This window comes from Anaerobacillus sp. QJM3NY_32 (assembly GCF_056173645.1).
Genome location: NZ_CM149684.1, coordinates 1,018,421 through 1,036,342, shown reverse-complemented (window position 1 = coordinate 1,036,342; position 17,922 = coordinate 1,018,421). Strand labels below are relative to the sequence as shown.

General features: G+C 43.4%; 17 protein-coding genes and 1 pseudogene. 4 read left to right on the top strand and 14 right to left on the bottom strand.

The genetic code is table 11. From position 1 onward, the window contains the following. Positions 1-47: 47 nt before the first annotated feature. Complete coding sequence (locus AC0VYH_RS05575; protein ID WP_194220599.1) at positions 48-1,337, bottom strand: GntP family permease; 1,290 nt, start codon at positions 1,335-1,337, stop codon at positions 48-50. A 285-nt stretch (positions 1,338-1,622) separates the two neighbouring features. Between AC0VYH_RS05575 and AC0VYH_RS05570 the strand changes: the two are divergent. Further along, positions 1,623-1,841, top strand: a pseudogene (locus AC0VYH_RS05570) (hypothetical protein); the annotation flags it as partial. A gap of 58 nt (positions 1,842-1,899) precedes the next feature. Here the strand turns inward: AC0VYH_RS05570 and AC0VYH_RS05565 are convergent. Both AC0VYH_RS05565 and AC0VYH_RS05560 read right to left on the bottom strand, forming a co-directional pair. Continuing rightward, positions 1,900-2,220, bottom strand: coding sequence for a DUF4306 domain-containing protein (locus AC0VYH_RS05565; protein ID WP_475366804.1), 321 nt, complete (start codon positions 2,218-2,220; stop codon positions 1,900-1,902). Between the two features lie 151 nt (positions 2,221-2,371). Continuing rightward, positions 2,372-3,412 carry a zinc-binding dehydrogenase gene (locus AC0VYH_RS05560; protein WP_475373416.1) on the bottom strand — a complete coding sequence of 347 codons (1,041 nt, stop codon included), beginning with the start codon at positions 3,410-3,412 and terminating at the stop codon, positions 2,372-2,374. Positions 3,413-3,558: 146 nt separating this feature from the next. Between AC0VYH_RS05560 and AC0VYH_RS05555 the strand changes: the two genes are divergently transcribed. Continuing rightward, complete coding sequence (locus AC0VYH_RS05555; protein WP_475373415.1) at positions 3,559-4,965, top strand: amino acid permease; 1,407 nt, start codon at positions 3,559-3,561, stop codon at positions 4,963-4,965. 59 nt (positions 4,966-5,024) lie between these two features. Here AC0VYH_RS05555 and AC0VYH_RS05550 read toward each other — a convergent pair whose 3' ends face one another. From AC0VYH_RS05550 to AC0VYH_RS05535, 4 genes are all read right to left on the bottom strand, one after another. Beyond that, on the bottom strand, positions 5,025-6,404 hold the full coding sequence (locus tag AC0VYH_RS05550) for a Glu/Leu/Phe/Val family dehydrogenase (RefSeq protein WP_475366801.1): 1,380 nt from the start codon (positions 6,402-6,404) through the stop codon (positions 5,025-5,027). A 201-nt stretch (positions 6,405-6,605) separates the two neighbouring features. Beyond that, positions 6,606-7,589, bottom strand: coding sequence for a Gfo/Idh/MocA family protein (locus AC0VYH_RS05545; protein WP_475373414.1), 984 nt, complete (start codon positions 7,587-7,589; stop codon positions 6,606-6,608). A gap of 177 nt (positions 7,590-7,766) precedes the next feature. Beyond that, positions 7,767-8,390, bottom strand: a complete 624-nt coding sequence (locus AC0VYH_RS05540) for a hypothetical protein (protein ID WP_475373413.1) — start codon at positions 8,388-8,390, stop codon at positions 7,767-7,769. After that, the gene (locus AC0VYH_RS05535; protein WP_475373412.1) at positions 8,387-9,283 is read right to left on the bottom strand and encodes an acetamidase/formamidase family protein; all 897 of its coding nucleotides are present in this window, start codon (positions 9,281-9,283) and stop codon (positions 8,387-8,389) included. The genes AC0VYH_RS05540 and AC0VYH_RS05535 overlap by 4 nt, the downstream gene beginning before the upstream one ends. Positions 9,284-9,569: 286 nt before the next feature. On the opposite strand from AC0VYH_RS05535, the gene AC0VYH_RS05530 reads away from it, so the two are divergent. Next, on the top strand, positions 9,570-11,021 hold the full coding sequence (locus AC0VYH_RS05530; protein WP_475373411.1) for an alkaline phosphatase: 1,452 nt from the start codon (positions 9,570-9,572) through the stop codon (positions 11,019-11,021). A gap of 65 nt (positions 11,022-11,086) precedes the next feature. Further along, positions 11,087-11,764 (top strand): DUF4352 domain-containing protein, encoded by a 678-nt coding sequence (locus AC0VYH_RS05525; RefSeq protein ID WP_475366796.1) that lies wholly within the window; start codon positions 11,087-11,089, stop codon positions 11,762-11,764. Between the two features lie 162 nt (positions 11,765-11,926). Here AC0VYH_RS05525 and AC0VYH_RS05520 read toward each other — a convergent pair whose 3' ends face one another. The 7 genes from AC0VYH_RS05520 to AC0VYH_RS05490 all read right to left on the bottom strand — a co-directional run bounded on the left by AC0VYH_RS05520 (position 11,927) and on the right by AC0VYH_RS05490 (position 17,913). After that, entirely contained in the window at positions 11,927-12,082 is a 156-nt protein-coding gene (locus tag AC0VYH_RS05520) for a hypothetical protein (RefSeq protein WP_194220587.1), read from the bottom strand. A gap of 71 nt (positions 12,083-12,153) precedes the next feature. Further along, complete coding sequence (locus AC0VYH_RS05515) at positions 12,154-12,351, bottom strand: IDEAL domain-containing protein (protein ID WP_427392031.1); 198 nt, start codon at positions 12,349-12,351, stop codon at positions 12,154-12,156. Between the two features lie 379 nt (positions 12,352-12,730). Then, positions 12,731-13,924: a M20 metallopeptidase family protein gene (locus tag AC0VYH_RS05510; RefSeq protein ID WP_475368569.1), complete on the bottom strand. Its 1,194-nt coding sequence runs from the start codon at positions 13,922-13,924 to the stop codon at positions 12,731-12,733. 24 nt (positions 13,925-13,948) lie between these two features. Beyond that, positions 13,949-15,151 (bottom strand): cystathionine gamma-synthase family protein, encoded by a 1,203-nt coding sequence (locus AC0VYH_RS05505; RefSeq protein ID WP_430244637.1) that lies wholly within the window; start codon positions 15,149-15,151, stop codon positions 13,949-13,951. Positions 15,152-15,164: 13 nt separating this feature from the next. Beyond that, positions 15,165-16,136, bottom strand: coding sequence for a cyclodeaminase (locus AC0VYH_RS05500; RefSeq protein ID WP_475366794.1), 972 nt, complete (start codon positions 16,134-16,136; stop codon positions 15,165-15,167). A gap of 10 nt (positions 16,137-16,146) precedes the next feature. After that, the gene (locus AC0VYH_RS05495) at positions 16,147-17,349 is read right to left on the bottom strand and encodes a M24 family metallopeptidase (protein WP_430244643.1); all 1,203 of its coding nucleotides are present in this window, start codon (positions 17,347-17,349) and stop codon (positions 16,147-16,149) included. 198 nt (positions 17,350-17,547) lie between these two features. Continuing rightward, a complete protein-coding gene (locus tag AC0VYH_RS05490) occupies positions 17,548-17,913 on the bottom strand; it encodes a nuclear transport factor 2 family protein (RefSeq protein WP_475366793.1) in 366 nt (121 codons plus the stop codon). Positions 17,914-17,922 lie beyond the last annotated feature (9 nt).

Below are 17,922 nucleotides of genomic sequence, written 5' to 3'. Positions count from 1 at the left end.
TTTTTGATAAGGAGACCGGGGGTTTTCACTTTTTACATTTGAGACAATTAGTTAACACCCATCATTGCAAGGAAGATAATCGCAATGGTCGCTATCATCGGGATGATCAACCCAACGACAAATACGTCTTTGTAAGAGTCTTTATGTGTTAGTCCAGTAACAGTGAACAATGTTAACAGTGCACCGTTATGCGGGAGAATCGACGCTCCTGAAGCTACTGCCGTGATCCGGTGGAAAGCTTCTAAGCTAAGATTGTTATTAATCGCAATATCGTAATATTCCGGCCCGAGGGCTTCAAGTGCGATTCCCATACCACCAGAAGCTGATCCAGTAATCATGGCCAGGAGCTGTACTGCAAAGGCCTCTGAGAAATACGGACTGAGTGGAATAGCGAAAATGAGGTCTTTCACTGCTTCAAACCCAGGTGATGCTGTCACGACAGAGCCGAAACCAACAGCAGCACTTGTATTAATCGTCGCCATAACGGAACCAGATGCGCCTCCGTTGATCGCTTTTATAAATTGCTTGTAATTTTTAATATTAAAGAGCATGATGAGTAGAATTCCGATACCTAACGCAACGAGAATACTTAAGTTTTCAAAAGCGTTTAATGTTACAACTACAGCAATTAACGGAATAACGGAAAGAATCCAGTTTGGAAGCTCATCTTCGTTAATGCTTTTTACTTCGTTCGAGCCCTTAGGCTCTGTAAATTCCTCACCATTTTTCGTGAGTTGTTTCTCGCGGAACTTCAGATAGAAATAACCGCCAACTGCCATAATTAAGCCAGCTACAATCCCAAGAATAGGCGCGGCCATTGTAGACGTTTTGAACGTATTAATTGGGATAATGTTTTGGATCTGCGGCGTTCCTGGGAGTGCTGTCATCGTAAACGTAAATGCCCCAAGAACGAATGTAGATGGAAGTAATTTACGTGAGACGTTTGCCTGACGGAACATCGCTACGGCTAGTGGGTAAACGGCGAATACAACAACGAAAAGACTTACGCCTCCGTATGTAAGAATGGCTGCTGAGATAAGCATACCGAGAATCGCACGTTTCTCACCAATCAAGTTTGAAATTTTATAAGCAACAGACTGTGCTGCTCCTGTGTCCTCCATTAATTTCCCAAAAATGGCACCAAATAAGAAAATCGGGAAATATGCTTTCGCAAAATCAACGAAGCCCTGCATGTATGTTCCAGTGTAGGCTTCGAGAATGTTCATACCGCTCAAAATTGCTACAATACCTGATACCAACGGGGCGATCCAAATAATCGACCATCCGAGGTAAGCTAAGAGCATCAAAAGAGCGAGCCCTACAAGAATACTAATCATAGCTGATTTGCCTCCTCAAAAATCTTCTGTCTGTTTTACTATGTCCAATCCAGGCAAATCTAAATCGACATAAGCCGACTTGCGCGTGCCTGTCACCACCCGCATTTACTCGAATTCACTCGAATGATGTTACCCGTTAATTTTCAATGTAAAACGCTATTTATCACTTTTATCTCCTATTCAATGAAATTCATAAAAGTAAAAAATATCGAAACATTCTCGCTTTCTTTAGTAATAACCATTGACACTGAATCGATGCTAGAAGTTGATAATCCGGCCGACTTAAAGAACATTTTTCTTGATCAAGGCTGGACTTGGTTAACGGCTCTTAACATGATGTTATTTTCCTTGCTTCACTATCCATGTGGCACAACGTTGATTAACATTTATAAAGAAACAAAAAGCTACAAATGGACGTTTGTTGCCTTCATCATTCCAACCGTTATTGCGCTAGGCGTTACATTTGCTGTTGCTGAATTAGTAAGAGGAATGGGATGGGTTTAGAGAACTCGGCGAATCAAAAAGCATGCCCATCGCAGGCATGCTTTTACCTATTCATCCGTTATGAACTCGCTATATTCTTTCTCTCTACATAAGAAAGCTGCTTTTTCACAAAGTAAACTAGTAGGCCGACGATCAAACAGAACGACAGAAGACAAACCCCAGTCATGAGTGGAGCCACTTTAAAAGCGTAGAGAAACATGTCAATTTCATAAATATCTTTCGAAGCGACGACTGTGCCTGGCGTGAAAATGAGATGGCTTTTCCAATCTGAAAGAGTCGATAATTGACTTGCCGTCCAGGAGGTAGCCCAGTACGAATACCCAAAGACAGTAACGAGACAAAGCATCGAGTAAAGTTTTAAGAAACCCCTTTTTTTCACACCATCACCTCTATGATTTTATACTGTATTTATTCGATGACTACGTTGAACATTCCTGTATTTTCCTGAAATTGGTGTGCTCGTACAAAGCGTTTCCCTTCAATTCAAGAAAACACCTATTTCCAAATAGGAAATAGGTGTTTCAAGCGATCTATTCTTCTGGAAGCAGAACTATCTTCCCTAATTTACCCGCCTTTTTAAAATATACCTGTGCATCTCTCGCCTTTTCTAACGGAAAAGTTCGATCAATAACGGGTTTGATTTTACCTTCTGCTATCGCTTCAAGCATGCGTTTGAATTCGTCTCTCGTTCCAAGAACAGAGCCGTAAAGAGTAATGTGCTTTAAATACATTGTTCTAAAATCAAGTTCTGTCTTCTGGCCACCAGCTGATCCTGATGTACAAAACTTGCCGCCTTTCTTTAATACTTGAAGCGACGTTGCAAACAGAGCGTCTCCTACTACGTCTAATACCGAATCAATCGGACCACCGTTTGCTTCGATGATTTCTTCAGCGAGCTGATCGGATTTATAAGAAAGAACATGAGTGGCACCGAGTTCTTTCAGCTGATCTTCTAGGGCAAGGTCGCCAACGATCGCAATCACCTTAGCTCCGAATACGCGAGAAGCGATTTGAACATTGAGCGATCCAACGCCACCGTTCGCCCCAGTTACCATGATCGTTTCACCTGGCTTGGCTTGAATTTGTTCAACCATGTGCCAGGCCGTCATTCCACTTACAGAGAAAACCGCGCTTTCTGTAAAGTTAGGAAGAGGCATATCAAAGCATAATTCCGCAGGCCAAACGATGTATTCGGCATAGCCACCGTCGTATTCAGAACCAACGAATGACATATCTTCAGAAATATGCTCCAATCCCTCTTCTCCACTAGAGGTAAATGGAAACAGCACAACATCTTTTCCGATCATCTTCTCGTTATGCTCGTTGCCGGCTTTTACAACCGTCCCAGTAATATCAGACCCCGGCGTTCTTGGAAACTGAACTCCTTCTGGACGCCAGCCTGATTTCTTACCTGTTCCATAAGCTCCTTCTCTCATCCAAATTTCCGTGTTATTGATGGCGCATGCTTTCACCTTAACGAGCACCTCATCCGCTTTTGGCTCAGGTATCGCTTGCTCCACTACCTCTAATTGATCCACATCACCGTACCCCATTACTTGAACTGCTTTCATTCATTTATTTCCTCCATTCAGCAGAGGGCGGTGCCTGTCACCACCCGATATTTGTCACATTATGTCTTGTTGGATATTTTATCAGTTTCTTTCTCAAGATAGTAGTAACAGGGTGATTCATTTGATTGAGAAAGAAGGTAGTCCGTATGAGAAATGAACATATTGTTCAGCAAACGGTTCAGCGTGCTCAGGAAAAGAAAGCGAACAAAGGCGATGATCACCAGCTTCACTGGTGGCAATTAACGCTTATTGGAATAGGTTCCATTATCGGAGCTGGATTTTTTCTTGGTACCGGTCTATCCATTGAACGAGCAGGTCCTTCTGTTCTGATCGACTACTTAATTGCCGGTGTTATCGCCTTTCTCGTGTTTAGCGCACTCGCTGAGATGTCTGTCCATGACAAAGAGACGGGTTCTTTTAGAAAGTATGCTCAAATGGCTTTCGGTCATTCAATGGGATTCATGAGCGGATGGATGTACTGGGTGTCAGGCTTGCTCATTATGGCGAGTGAAATTACAGCGCTAGGGCTTTTCACCCAGTATTGGTTCCCTTCTTCACCGCTCTGGCTATTGATGATCCTCTATACAGCACTTGGGATAGGGATTAATCTCTTAGGGGTGAACAATTTCAGTACACTAGAATCACTGTTTGCTGTAGTAAAACTAGCCACACTCATCGGATTTATTGGCTTTAGCTTACTCTTTTTATTTGATGTAGTTGCGCCAGCGTCCTCTGTTCAAACCGACACAGTGAAGATGATCTCCCTTTTTCCAAACGGCTTAATGGGTACATGGTCTGCGATGATCTTCGTTCTCTTCTCGTTTGGAGGGATTGCGGTCGTAGGGTTAATGTCGAGTGAGCTTAAACATAAAGATGAAACACCCAAAGCAGGACTCGCTACCGTTGTGATTTTGACCGTTCTCTATCTGTTATCGATTTTCTTTATTCTCTATATGGTTTCATGGACGGTGATTAGCGAAGAGGAAAGCCCATTCGTCACCGCCCTTTCGCAGTTTCAAATTCCTTTTATCGGATCGATATTTACGATCATTTTAATCACCGCTGCTTTTTCCACAATGGTTGGAGCCTTATTTTCCATTACGAAGGTGCTTGTCTCTCTTAGTCACGCTGGAGATGCTCCTAAATTACTTGATCAACACACGAAAAAGGGCGTTGCCACACGGGCATTGGCCTTGAATGCTATCGCACTCGGCATCATGATTTTCGTATCTTACGTGTTACCCGATAAAGTGTATGAATACTTAACAACAGCAGCAGGGATTATGTTGATTCTAAACTGGGTGGTCATCCTCTCTTCCCAAATCAAAAACCGCCGTCATTACATTGAAACACCAACGAAGAAAAGATACTTTAAAATGATTGGAGCGCCCTTCACCTCCGTCCTCGGCATTGTTCTCATTTTCATCGTTATAGCAGGGGCTGCTTTTCAAGAAAGTGAACGGATTGGACTATTTATTAGCATTGGGATAATGGCGATTATTTTCATTTCGTATTTTTTTGTGAGAAAGAAGACACGATCTACTCGCGAATGAAGGCATCACAAAACAAAAAAAGCCCTCCGTCGAAAATAACAGAGGGCTCTCTTCCTAAATTAATAGAGCTTCCCATGACGATAAAGAATATTCGAAAGCTTCATCACGGTGTGAATATAACAATTCTGTCTAAGGGCAAATGGATCACTAAAGAACTGCGGATAAATTTCGTCCATCGTTTCCTTCATTTTCTTAAAGAGAAGCGAGAATACTTCTTCCTCACTGTAGAACTGTGTTTCTCTTCCTTGTAGCCATTCAAAATACGATACGATAACACCGCCGGCATTCGCCAGGATATCTGGAATAACGAGCACACCATCTTCACTAAGCTTTCGGTCGGCGCCAAGGGTAATCGGACCATTCGCTCCTTCTACGATCATACGCGCTTTCACTTTATCGACGTTGTCTTCATGGATTTGGTCTTCAAGTGCAGCTAAAATCAGAATATCTGTATCAAGATAAAGCACATCCTCCCGATCTTGAATGTCAGCTTTAATATTATTTTGGCTCAACGCTTCATCCGTTGTCGGCAAATCTCCATCATGATTAGAAGTGAACTCAATAAGCGCCTTCACATCAAGTCCATCTTCATTATAAAGCGTAACGTTACGATCACTTACCGCTACAACTTTAGTATCTAAATAGTTACAGCTGTAGGATTCAAGTGCCGCAACAGACCCAACGTTACCGAACCCTTGAATACCAATCGTGAGAGGGCGTTTCGAATGCTCAAGCGCCGTCTTCGCAAATCGGTTCTCATTTTTCTTAAACCACTCTTCATTCTCCTTCACAAAATTATGAAGCATGTAACGAAGCGTATAGTAAACCCCTTTTCCAGTCGCTTCTCTTCGACCAAGCGACCCACCGTTCACCTGACTTTTTCCAGTAAAGCTTCCGCGATAAGGACGACCTTGATGAATGTTTTTGTATTCGCCCATCATCCAGTCCATTTCTCGTTCACCTGTTCCCACATCTGGCGCAGGGATATCTTTATCCGGACCTAATATATCGCAAAAATTTTGAACGTACGTTTTCGAAATCGTATGTAATTCTTTTTCAGAGAATTCACGAGGATTGATCACTACGCCGCCTTTTCCTCCACCAAATGGTACATCGTGAAGCGCATTCTTAAGCGTCATCAGCGTCGCGAGGTTAATCACTTCATCCTCTTCAACTGTTTCATGGAATCGAATACCACCTTTATACGGGCCGACAGCATTATTATGCTGTACGCGGAAAGCGGGAATTCGTAAAATCTTGCCGTTCTCAAGAGGAACGCGAAGAAATGATTTTTGAATTTGGTTCGGTGTAGAGAGAATCGATTCAAGCGACTTGAACGCATTCTCACGATCTTCGTCCTTGAAATTTGGTAAAAACGATTCATCTTCGAGTAGTGCATTTAATGATTCTTGAACAACTTCTCCATATTTACTAGCCAATTTCATCCCTCCATTATTTTCTAGTCTATTAATATCGTACCCTTTTGAAACTAGTTCAAACGGGCTGGATGAAAAGGCTTACTAATTTTTTTAACACAATCAAAAAATCCACCGTACTACCTAGCATTGCTTGATAAAAAAAAGCCTGGCATGAGGCGAAAAACGCTCATGCCAGGCTTGGAATATAAAGATCTGATTCTTTTAACGTTGATCAGCGGGAAAGACGACGCCGATTTGCTTACGTGCTTCATCCATGACTTCCACTGACCGAAGAGAATTTTCATGTGAATTAATCGAAGACTCCAATTGACCAGACTGAATGAGCTCAATAAACTCCTTCGCTTCATACATCATCGTATGAGACTGGTTCTGTGTGAGATCTTCAATTGATCCATCTCGATAGTGGATTTTCACATCAAACGGTGAACCTATTTTATCGATTAGAATGCTACCATTCTCTCCTTGAATTTCGGATGGAAGATGAGAATCTGTGATTTTGGAATACATGATCACCGCTTCTTTGTCTTCATAACTAAGCAAAATACTACCCTCTCCATCAACGCCAGACTCGAGCATAACGCCTTCTGCTTTAATCGACTTTGGCATTCCTAACATTGAGACAACGGGGTACACACCATACACGCCGATATCCATCAGTGAACCATTGGAGAATTTCGGGTTAAAGGCATTTAACACCGTTCCTTCTTTATAAGCATCATAGCGAGATGAATACTGACCGTAATTCGTCACAAATCGGCGTACCTGTCCAATCTTATGCAAGTTCTCTCGCACCATTTGCATATTTGGCATAACAGTGGACTTCATTGCTTCCATTAGAAGAACCCCGTTCCGAGAAGCAGCCTCAACCATCTGTGTAACCTCGCGCTTATTTGACGCCATCGGCTTCTCACAAAGCACGTGCTTCCCAGCATTCATGAAAATAACCGACTGCTCTGCATGAAGCGAATTCGGACTCGCGATATAGACCGCATCAATCACATCGCTGTTAGCCATCTCCTCGAGACTCGTAAACGTCGCTTCTGCCCCATGCTTCTCAGCAAACGCCTGCGCCTTCTCTTCTGTTCTAGAGTAAACCGCCGTTAGCTTAAATTCGCTAAGCTCATTTGCCCCCGCGAGAAAATTATCCGTAATCTTATTCGTGCCAACCACACCAAAACGTACCATCGTATTCCTCCTATTTTGTTCGGCAGGTGACAGGCACCGCCCGCCTTACGCCGAAATGTGTCACATTATGTAATTAGATTTAGTTTAACGCTGTCCGTAGATCGTTTCAATGGTAATGAATGAATGAATGAATGAATGAATCAAACAAACGCAATGCTGCATAAGCATTGCGTTTGTTTATTCGCTTTCTTCTATTTCCCTTTCATACCTAGCATACATCGTTTCCAGTGTCCTCAAGCTACTATCAAACGTACCATGAAGGTTACCGTATTGAATTTGCGCTAAATCTCGAGTTAAAAAATTCGCATCCTTTAGCTCTTCTACACTTTCTTCAATCGCAAGACAGTTCTCAATAGAAAGGCGCAATTGTTTCTTAACATCGGCGGAATACGTCTCTTCAAAAGACAAATCGATTAATACGTTTCTCGCTTGCTTGACATCAAAAGCTACATTATCAAGATCCTCTTTCGTCATGACGACCGCCTTCTCACTCAAAAGCCATTCTTGGTCATACATCTGCAAAATATATTGAAGACGATCCATTGTTAGATCATCCCCTGAACCTTCAGCATACTTCTTGCTTAATCCATTCATTTTCTCGGTATAATCTTCTACAAGATAAGGATCCGGGCTGTAGGAGATTGATCGATGCAAACTAAGAGAAGAATAAGGGTAAAACCAGGTGATGATAGCGAAGAAAAGCACAAGAGCGCCAATGAGAGATAAGATCGCAAGCTTCATTTTACGTGACATTACGAGTGACAGGCACCACCCGAATCCCCTCGAACGCTGTCGAATCAAATCAAGCGCACCCCAAGCTGCTGCTCTAGCCATTTCGGTACAGCGAACCTAGCTGTCATTAATGGATCCACTACCTGACAGACTTCCACTTGACCAACGGCACTCATCAGCATTGTTGCTTCCCCAATGGACATGCCTGTTTTTTCAGCAACCCTCTCAACCATTAGCTCTGTCGCAAGCTTCACGGCATCATCAAGCGATTCGGCCGAGGCAATCTGTGTCACAACCTCTTTGTTTTCTAACATTGGTTGAACCAGTGGCTCTCCCTCTAACACTTCAAGCTTAACGGTCGCTCTTCCAGGCACTTCAATGCCCGATACACTGACTTCTCCATCCCCCATTGCCGCGTGGAAATCACCTAATCCAAACAGTGCTCCTTCCGCAAATACTGGGAAATACAGCACGGCTCCTTCTGTTACCATCTTGTTATCCATGTTTCCACCGTGAGCCCCAGGGGTGCCGCATGAAATGCCTTCTCCTTCAGGCGCAACTCCAATCACTCCGACCATCGGATTGAGCGGAATCATAAGGCCATTGAAGTGGGCTACGCCATCTTGAATAGGAATAATCTTAGACTCCATCTCTTTCAAACGGTGCCCCATAATACCAAGCTCCGGTCCAACGACCATAACACCCTGATCTCCAATCTCGAGCTTTTCAATCGTCACCTTTAACACATCTCCAGGTTTTGCTTCATTCACATAGATTGGCCCAGTCGCTGGATTCACTCGGTTCCAATCAATCCCGCTAATCTCATCTTCTTCGGTTTGAAGCTGATTTTCAAAACAGTCATACGTCACAATTTCTATCGTCGCGCCTGATGGAACAACTTTTACTGGCTTATGAGACTTATTAAAATCATAAATAACAGAATCGTTCATAAGTAAATCCATTTAGCATTCCTCCAACTGTTTCATTATTAAGATAATTTTAACAGTTTGAAACCGTCCTTGACTACTTTATTCGCTTAACTCCTAAGTACTCTTCAAATAACTAGTTCTGTGAAAATAGTCTCGAAACCGCAAGTTTATTCGGTCATTCGCAGGTCACTATCTTATTACGACTAGTTATTTAATCCCGATTTTCTTAATAGCATCCTTACAATCTATTAATATTCACTTCAAATCTATCACGTAGACTATGGGCTGTGAGAAAAAATGATTCAGGGGGAACCTACACATGTTTACTAAAAATGTTAAAAAGAAACTCATTCCATTCGCTGTGATTTCATCATTAGCCGTTGCAGGATATGCTGGTGTATCTACAGATACAGAAGCGAAATCCGATAACAGCAAAAAAAATAAGAATGAAATCGAGAATGTCATTTTCTTAATCGGTGACGGTATGGGGCCGGGCTATACAACGGCTTACCGCTCATTTATGGATGATAAAACAACACCTTATATGGAAAAAACAGCTTTTGATGAGTATCTAGTAGGCGCTCAAGAAACGTATTCATGGGATCCTGAAGAAAGCGTAACGGACTCTGCTGCAGCAGGAACGGCAATGGCTGCAGGGGTAAAAACTTATAACGGCGCGATATCAGTTGACGTGGACAAAAACGAAGTAAAGACCGTTCTAGAAGAAGCTAAGGAAAATAAGAAAGCAACTGGTCTTGTCTCTACTTCTCAAATTAACCATGCAACGCCAGCATCGTTCGGTGCGCATGATGAAGATCGCAATAACTACAACGACATCGCTGACGATTATTATGATGAGATGATTAACGGTGAGCATAAAGTAGATGTACTACTTGGCGGAGGAACATCTTACTTCGAGCGCTCAGATCGCAACCTAACAGAAGAATTTCAAGAAGATGGCTACAGCTATGTAACATCGAAGGATGAGCTTAATCAAGATCATAACGAACAAATCCTTGGCCTTTTCGCTCCAAAAGGAATGGATAAAGCGATCGACCGTACAGAAGATACACCATCTCTTGAAGAAATGACTGATGCCGCGCTTAACCGCTTAAGTGAAGATAAGGATGGCTTCTTCCTTATGGTAGAAGGTAGTCAAATTGACTGGGCTGGTCATGATAACGACGCTGTGGCAGCGATGAGTGAAATGGAAGACTTCGAGAAAGCTTACGCAGCAGCGATTGAATTTGCGAAAAAGGACAAGCATACGCTCGTCGTTACAACGGCTGACCACTCTACTGGTGGCTTCGCAATGGGACGTGACGGTGAATACAAATGGGATCCTGCCCCACTAAAAGCAGCGAAAAAGACACCTGACTACATGGCAGCACAGATCGCTGATGGCGCTGATGTTGAGAAAACACTTACCGAAAACATCGATCTTGACTTAACATCTGAAGAAATCACTTCTGTCAAAAAAGCCACTGAAACGAATGACGTTGTAGAAATTGACAATGCCATTGAAAAAATCTTTGATCTCCGTTCAGGTACTGGCTGGACAACTGGCGGACATACTGGTGTTGACGTGAACGTCTATGCTTACGGTCCACAATCTGAAAAGTTCGCAGGTCTTCACGACAATAGTGAAACAGGGCAATTGGTGATGGATCTTCTAAATGCGAAACAGAAAGGCGATCACGAGAAAGACGACGATCATGATGAAGATGACGATCGTGACCATGACAACGATCACCACAAGAAAGACAAATAAGGAAGAAACTCCCGTTGCTTTAAATGCATCGGGACTTTTCTTACTGATGAAGGAGTTTGGTTCAAGTGAATTATGTACTTGTTGCGCTTTTATCAGCATCCCTTTTTCTCGGAGGGTGTGCAGCGAACAATACTGAAAAGGGTGCGGAATCACAAACAGAGAATTCTACAACTACCGAAAAGTCTGAAACGAAGAGTGAACAAAAAGAGAATACTATTGTAATCGACAGCCCTCAGGCGCCTGATGACAGCTCGCTAACAGAAGTTGGTCAAACATTCCAGGATGCAGACGGTTCCATTAAGTTAAAAGCTGTTTCTGATTATAACGAGAAAACAGAAATTGGTGATGTTGAGTTAACCATTTCAGATGTTAAAGTAATGAAATACGAGCCCTCCCCTGACTTGATTGATTTCTTCCACGGATATTCTACGAATGAAGAGAAATTCAACTATGTGAAGGTTCGGGTCAATATGAAAAACACATCGGATGAAACGGTTAACTTCGCTCCTGTTTCCTTACTTGAAACGAGTGATGGAGAGAAAAAAGGATACGACGATGATTTTTACTTGGAGAGTCTTTACGGAGATTTTGCTCCGGGTGAAGAACGGATCGGTCAGCTCGGTTTCGTATTGAACGAAACTGACGTTGAGAATCTCCAGTCGCTTACGATTCACACGAGCAACGTATTCGATGACCAGAAAGAAACGATCACGAATAGTAAGGAGATCACGATTCCTTTTTAAAGATGCCCTACGGGGTGTCTTTTTATATTTCGCGGATAAAAAGAGCGTTTCGCGGAATTAAGTGATGTTTTCGCGGAAAAAAACCGATTATCGCGGAATTATTTCAATTTCCGCGGAAATAAGCTGTTAAGTTCCCTATCAGATTCAGTTCATCTTCCTACTTCATACCGTTTTATATCCCTTTTTTAAGTACCATAAGAAATAAGTTACAAAAGATAGACCTAGCCCACCGAAGAGAAAGACTGATTGAAGTTTGTACCCTTTGTTTTCGGTCATCCAGTCCATCACAACATAAAAAACCGCTGCCAAATCTAGCATCCACATCTCCTCCAGAGTGTTTGATTACTAGATTATAAGCAAGCGGTTTGGAATATATACCAACTTTTTCATTATGTGAGTGAATTAAGGCGATCGGTTAGCTGCATGAATGACTCGCGGTCACGAGAATCAAGGGCCTGGTCAATTTCTTTCTTTAGAATGTCCTGTTTTTGTTCGATACTGGAAGCATTGATGTGTGCGATGAGCTGTTCGACCATTTCCTGTCTCTTTTCCGAAATCTGATTTTGGTAGACGTTTCGATTCTCCATCATCCAATCCTCCATTCATATTTATAGAAACGTGTTAACGTTTTCTATGCGATTAATTACAGTTTAACCGATTTTTACGAAATTTAAACAATAGTTTAGAAGATTCTAATAAATGAAGTCGAATTTTGTACTATTTTACTAGACTAGAGCTTAGAAAGTCTTAGTGATCATCTTCCTGCTTGGAAGCAGCAATTTGTGCAGAAGTCGTTTCGATCAGAGAGCGCTCCTTTTCCTTATGGTGCCTTCTAAGGGAAATAAATAGCGCTCTACTATAAAACCCTGATAATCGACCTTAATTCAAAATAATGTCGGCGAGCCCCTGACCAACTCCCCCAAAGCCTATGAAGGCGATGCGATGCGCCACTTGTGACACCTCCGTTTAGATTGATTGAAGCATTTCGTGCGCTGTTTTCGTTAGAATCGCTGTTCCAATCGGAAGACAGCGTTCATCAATATCAAATATAGGTGTATGAAGCTCCCTACTAATCCCGTCTCTTATTGCACTACCAAGGAAAAACATCGCTGCCGGCACTCGCTCTGCCATATAGGCAAAATCTTCACCGCCCAGGCCAAATGGTCCATGCGCAATTTCCATTTCTGGATCTAACTCAGTCACAACCTTTTCAATGATGCGATTCACGCGCGGTGAATTTCTGAGAGCAGGCTCGCCATGCTCAACATGAAACTCATATGTCCCGCCAAGTGCCTCCGCTATCTTAAATGCTTTTTCAAGCTCTATGGTTAATTTCTCTCTCGCTTCTGAAGAATAAGACCGAAATGTTCCAACTATCCTCACTTCATCTGGAATAACGTTGCTAGCACTGCCAGCGTGAATCTCACCAATGCTTGCCACTGCTGTCTCAAGGGGCGAAATGCGACGATTCACAATGCTATAGAGCGCTGGAAGCACAGAACATAACATCCAGATCGGATCCGATCCCAAATGAGGATACCCTCCGTGCCCCCCTGAGCCAGTTATCACTCCTTCAAATATGTCGACATTCGCCATGCTATCTCCATCATTTACTTGAATAACACCTACCGGCTGCCATGGACATACATGAAGCGCAACAGCTGCTTCCACGTCGTCTAACACCCCATCCAAAATCATATAAGAAGCACCTGAAAGGCCGCTCTCATCCGTTGCTTCTTCAGCAGGTTGGAAAATGAGCTTCACCGTACCATGAAGACTTCCATTACGCAGATCCTCAACTAGCAGCTTCGCAACGCCAAGTAACATCGCCGTGTGAGCATCATGACCACAGGCGTGCATCACGCCATCGTGCTTCGAACAATAGGCGTGAGTACCTGATTCGTGAATAGGGAGGGCATCCATGTCAGCTCTAATGGCAATGGTTGGTCCTGTTCCTCCACTAATTGTTCCAACTACTCCATGCCCCCCACACGCGTGAATGTGAGGCACACCGATTTCCCGTAAAGTTGTAGCAACGAATTCAGCCGTTTGCTTCTCTTGAAAGCTCAGTTCAGGATGCGCATGAAGCGTTCGCCGAAACCTTACTAACTCCTCCTTCATCGCCTCCGCTCGCTCCATTTCCGTATGCTTCGGCGCCATGACCGTCCCTCCTTTGCCTTCTGTCTACACCTTCGCCTCGCTGGATACGGATTGGAACGCCTGTTCAAGATCAGCAATCAAATCCTCAACATCCTCAATTCCCGCTGAATATCTGACGAGACCTTCTGGAATGCCCATAAGTGCCCGCTCTTCTGGCGTACATTCAACATGGCTCGTTGTACGAGAAGGTCCTACTGTCGTTTCCACCGCCCCGAGATTCGCCGCTCGGTTGGCATATTTTAATTTTGGAAGTAACTGACGCATCGTTTCAACGCCGCCTTTCACAGAGAAGCTGAACATTCCTCCGAAATCCTTCATCTGTTTCTTCGCAATCTCATGGCCTGGGTGCGTTTCAAGCCCCGGGTAAAAAACGGCTTCTACAAGCTCCTGAGTTTGGAGATATCTCGCAACCTTCATCGCGTTTTCACACTGTTTCTTCACCCTTAGATGCAATGTTTTCATACCTCTTAAAAGGAGATATGCGGCCATCGGATCCATTGTCGCTCCATTGATTTCTCGGTAGTGGTAGATTTTCTCGATCAGTTCTTTTCTTCCACAAATAACGCCTCCAAGTGCATCGGCATGGCCACCGAGAAACTTCGTTGCGCTATGAAGCACAAGATCAACACCGAGCTCGAGCGGATTTTGATTAATTGGCGTAGCGAACGTATTATCTACCACGACAAGTGCACCAACATCGTGACCTGCTTTCGCCATGCGCTTGATGTCCGTAATTTTTACCGTTGGATTTGTTGGCGTCTCGAGATAGAGAATCTTACATCCCTTTGCTACTTCCTCCTCAATCATCTCGTGATCTCCTGTTTCACATAACACGACTTCGATGTTCAACCTTGGCAGAAACTCGGTGAAGATTTTATTCGTACCTCCATATGTATCCTTAATGGATACGATACGGTCGCCAGGCAAAAGAAAAGTCGAGAGAGTGTTGCTGATGGCGGCCATCCCCGTCGAGAAACTAGTAGCTGACTCAGCCCCTTCAAGAGCTTTCACTTTGTCTTCAAAAGCCTGAACAGTTGGATTCGTATTTCGTCCGTAAATATGTCCCTTCTTGTTTCCAACCGCAACTTCATACCATTCGTCCATATCGTCATACCCATAAGCTACACTAAGAACGACCGGAACCTGAGTGGCCCCATGTACAAGATAATCCTTTTCCCCTGCCCATACCGCTTTTGTCCCATTGTTTGTTTTCTTCATCTTCATCATCTCCTTTTTCTAACTAGTGAATGGATGCCCATGCTTTCTTTTCCTTAAGCAAGTTGTACGTATACAGAGCGATCGCTGTGTCCTGGACACCCGTTCCAGTTAAATCGCATACCGTTACTTGCTCGTTAGTCACTCTGCCTTTCATACGCCCCGCCGTAATCTCACCAATTTCAATTGCCTTCTTCATCATTTGTTCCTTATTAACCGCATGGTGAATTTCTCCTAGTATACGAGACTGATTTTTCACATCACATACAAGAAGGTCCGCCCTTTCTAGAACTCCCGCTTCAAGCTCCTGCTTCGCTTCGGCATCTGATCCCATCGCGGTAATATGAAGGCCGCTGTGCAGCCATTCCTCTTTGATAATCGGGGTTGTCGCAGGGGTGGTTGTCACCACAATATCGCTATTCCGTACAACGTCTTCCGCGCTCGCTGCCTCAACCTTTATCCCAAGCCCAGCCTCCATGTCTTTCATATAGCGCGCAACGTTCTCTTCCTTCCGCCCATACACTAGTAGTCTTTCAATTGGACGTACGCGTGAAATCGTCTCAAGCTGATAGCGCGCCTGACTTCCTGATCCAATAACTCCTGCCGTTCGTGCGTCTTCTCTTGAAAGATGCTTCGCCGCCACTGCCCCTGCGGCTGCAGTTCGAATATCCGTTAAATATCCATTATCGAGAAGGAGCGCCTCAGGCTTTCCTGTTTGTGAGTCAAAAAGCATCATAAGACCATTTCCACTAGGTAATCCTCGTTTGTCATTATCAAAAAAACCCGTTGATACTTTGATCGCGAAATAATCTAGTCCTTCCACATAAGCTGATTTCACATCAACTTCTCCGTTGTAAGAAGGAATATCGATCCGCATAATCGGAGGCATCTCTACTCGCTTTGTAGCAAGACTCGTGAACGCATCCTCCACTACTTGAATGGTCTCCGCATTCAGACCAACATGCTTTCGAATCTCTTCCTCTGTTAAAAGAATCATCACATCACTCCTACACCGCATCATTATCCATCGCAAAAAGATTTGTTGCGGTAATTAGTTTTCGCGGCATGTTTGCCAGCACCTCAATGCCTGAATTAGTGACGTAAAAAGACTCACTAATTTCAATACCAAAATCGTCATACCAGATTCCTGGAATCATATGAAAAGCCATATTCGGCTTCAATACTGTTCGATCCCCCTGTCTGATGCTCGCCGTATGTTCACCCCAATCTGGCGGATAATTCAACCCCATGGAATACCCAATCCGCGAATCCTTGATAACACCGTACTTCGCAATTGTTCTGCGCCAAACTTCCTCCAATTCCTCGCACGTGACGCCTGGCTTCGCAAATGCAAGAGCTTCATTCAATCCTTCAACGACAACACTTGCGATGTCGTTCACTCGATCTTCCTGAGGACCGATCGATACCGTTCGAGCCATTGGACAGTGGTATCGTTTATAACAGCCAGCCAGCTCAATAATAACGAGATCTTTATCTCGGTACTTTTTATCAGACCAAGTTAGATGCGGTGTACATGTGTTTTCACCAGAAGGGAGCATGGGCACAATAGCAGGATAATCACCGCCGAACTCAGGCGTACCACGAATCAAACTTTGATAAATATCGCCAACCACATCACATTCACGAACCCCTTCTGCAATGGACTGAATCGCCTTTGTCATGCCACCTTCAACAAGTCTTGCCGCATTGCGAATATACGCAATTTCCTGATCTGACTTGATCATCCTCACATGATTGACGAGCAGCGTCGCGTTTTTCCAAACCGCATTCGGTAGTCCTTTTTTTAGATGTTCGAACGCAAGGGCCGAGAAATAATAAGCCCCCATCTCCACACCAATGACGCGATTTCCCTGACCAATTTGTCGCAGAATATCTGCTACAAAATCCATTGGATGCTTGACGTCTGAATGAACATAGTCATCCGTATAGGAAATGATGTTCTCACGATAGAGCCACGTCGTCGCTTTCGCACCATTCGCATCCATTTTTCTGCCGATCCAGAGCGGATGCTCTTCATCAATGATGACAACGACCATCTGATCAACATAGAAGGACCAACCGTCATAACCAGAGAGATAATTCATATTTGCTGGATCAGTGATCAACAACACTTCAAGCCCTTCCGCTTCCATCCGTCTCTTCGTGCGCTGAATCCGCTCCTGAAATTCACTCATCTCAAATGATTGCATCGAGATCATTCCCCCTCCCGCTATTTTATTTCTGAATATTTAGTTAATTAATTACATTCATCATACCTAACAGGAGGTTTTTAAGACATCCGCTAAATTGTATGAAGTTTACCTTTTCGGTTTAGACAATTTTAATCATGAGAGTTCTCTTGTAAACAAAAAAGGCAGTACCCCCACCCGGGTACCACCTTCTGAACATTACGATTTTACTTCAATAATATAAGTTGTTATTTCTTTAATTCTTCCATCCTTGAACTTATTAAATCGATAGGTTTCACAGAAAGCATAGACTTTCTTCTCTTCTAAGTCATTCGTTGTATGAATTGTTCCTTCGACAGCGGCAGTGATGCCATGCGTAATAATCGTCTTAATGGTTAATTCAATCTTTCCTTCTCGAGGCATCTCCTGAAACGCTCTCTCGAATGCATCTATTCCACTAATTTCATCTTCGCCTACCATATTCCACTTAATATCATCTGTCACACTATTTAAAACAATTTCCTTATTCCCTCGTATAAATGCTTCGTTAAACTCCTGAAGTAATTTGCCTTTCGCAGTCGCCATCACTCATTC

Bases quoted from the DNA above. Each gene is read 5' to 3' on its own strand.
- AC0VYH_RS05575 (WP_194220599.1), bottom strand. From the start codon at position 1,337: ATGATTAGTATTCTTGTAGGGCTCGCTCTTTTGATGCTCTTAGCTTAC.
- AC0VYH_RS05560 (WP_475373416.1), bottom strand. From the start codon at position 3,412: ATGAAAGCAGTTCAAGTAATGGGGTACGGTGATGTGGATCAATTAGAG.
- AC0VYH_RS05555 (WP_475373415.1), top strand. From the start codon at position 3,559: ATGAGAAATGAACATATTGTTCAGCAAACGGTTCAGCGTGCTCAGGAA.
- AC0VYH_RS05545 (WP_475373414.1), bottom strand. From the start codon at position 7,589: ATGGTACGTTTTGGTGTGGTTGGCACGAATAAGATTACGGATAATTTT.
- AC0VYH_RS05535 (WP_475373412.1), bottom strand. From the start codon at position 9,283: ATGGATTTACTTATGAACGATTCTGTTATTTATGATTTTAATAAGTCT.
- AC0VYH_RS05530 (WP_475373411.1), top strand. From the start codon at position 9,570: ATGTTTACTAAAAATGTTAAAAAGAAACTCATTCCATTCGCTGTGATT.
- AC0VYH_RS05520 (WP_194220587.1), bottom strand. From the start codon at position 12,082: ATGCTAGATTTGGCAGCGGTTTTTTATGTTGTGATGGACTGGATGACC.
- AC0VYH_RS05515 (WP_427392031.1), bottom strand. From the start codon at position 12,351: ATGGAGAATCGAAACGTCTACCAAAATCAGATTTCGGAAAAGAGACAG.
- AC0VYH_RS05510 (WP_475368569.1), bottom strand. From the start codon at position 13,924: ATGGCGCCGAAGCATACGGAAATGGAGCGAGCGGAGGCGATGAAGGAG.
- AC0VYH_RS05505 (WP_430244637.1), bottom strand. From the start codon at position 15,151: ATGATGAAGATGAAGAAAACAAACAATGGGACAAAAGCGGTATGGGCA.
- AC0VYH_RS05500 (WP_475366794.1), bottom strand. From the start codon at position 16,136: ATGATTCTTTTAACAGAGGAAGAGATTCGAAAGCATGTTGGTCTGAAT.
- AC0VYH_RS05495 (WP_430244643.1), bottom strand. From the start codon at position 17,349: ATGCAATCATTTGAGATGAGTGAATTTCAGGAGCGGATTCAGCGCACG.
- AC0VYH_RS05490 (WP_475366793.1), bottom strand. From the start codon at position 17,913: ATGGCGACTGCGAAAGGCAAATTACTTCAGGAGTTTAACGAAGCATTT.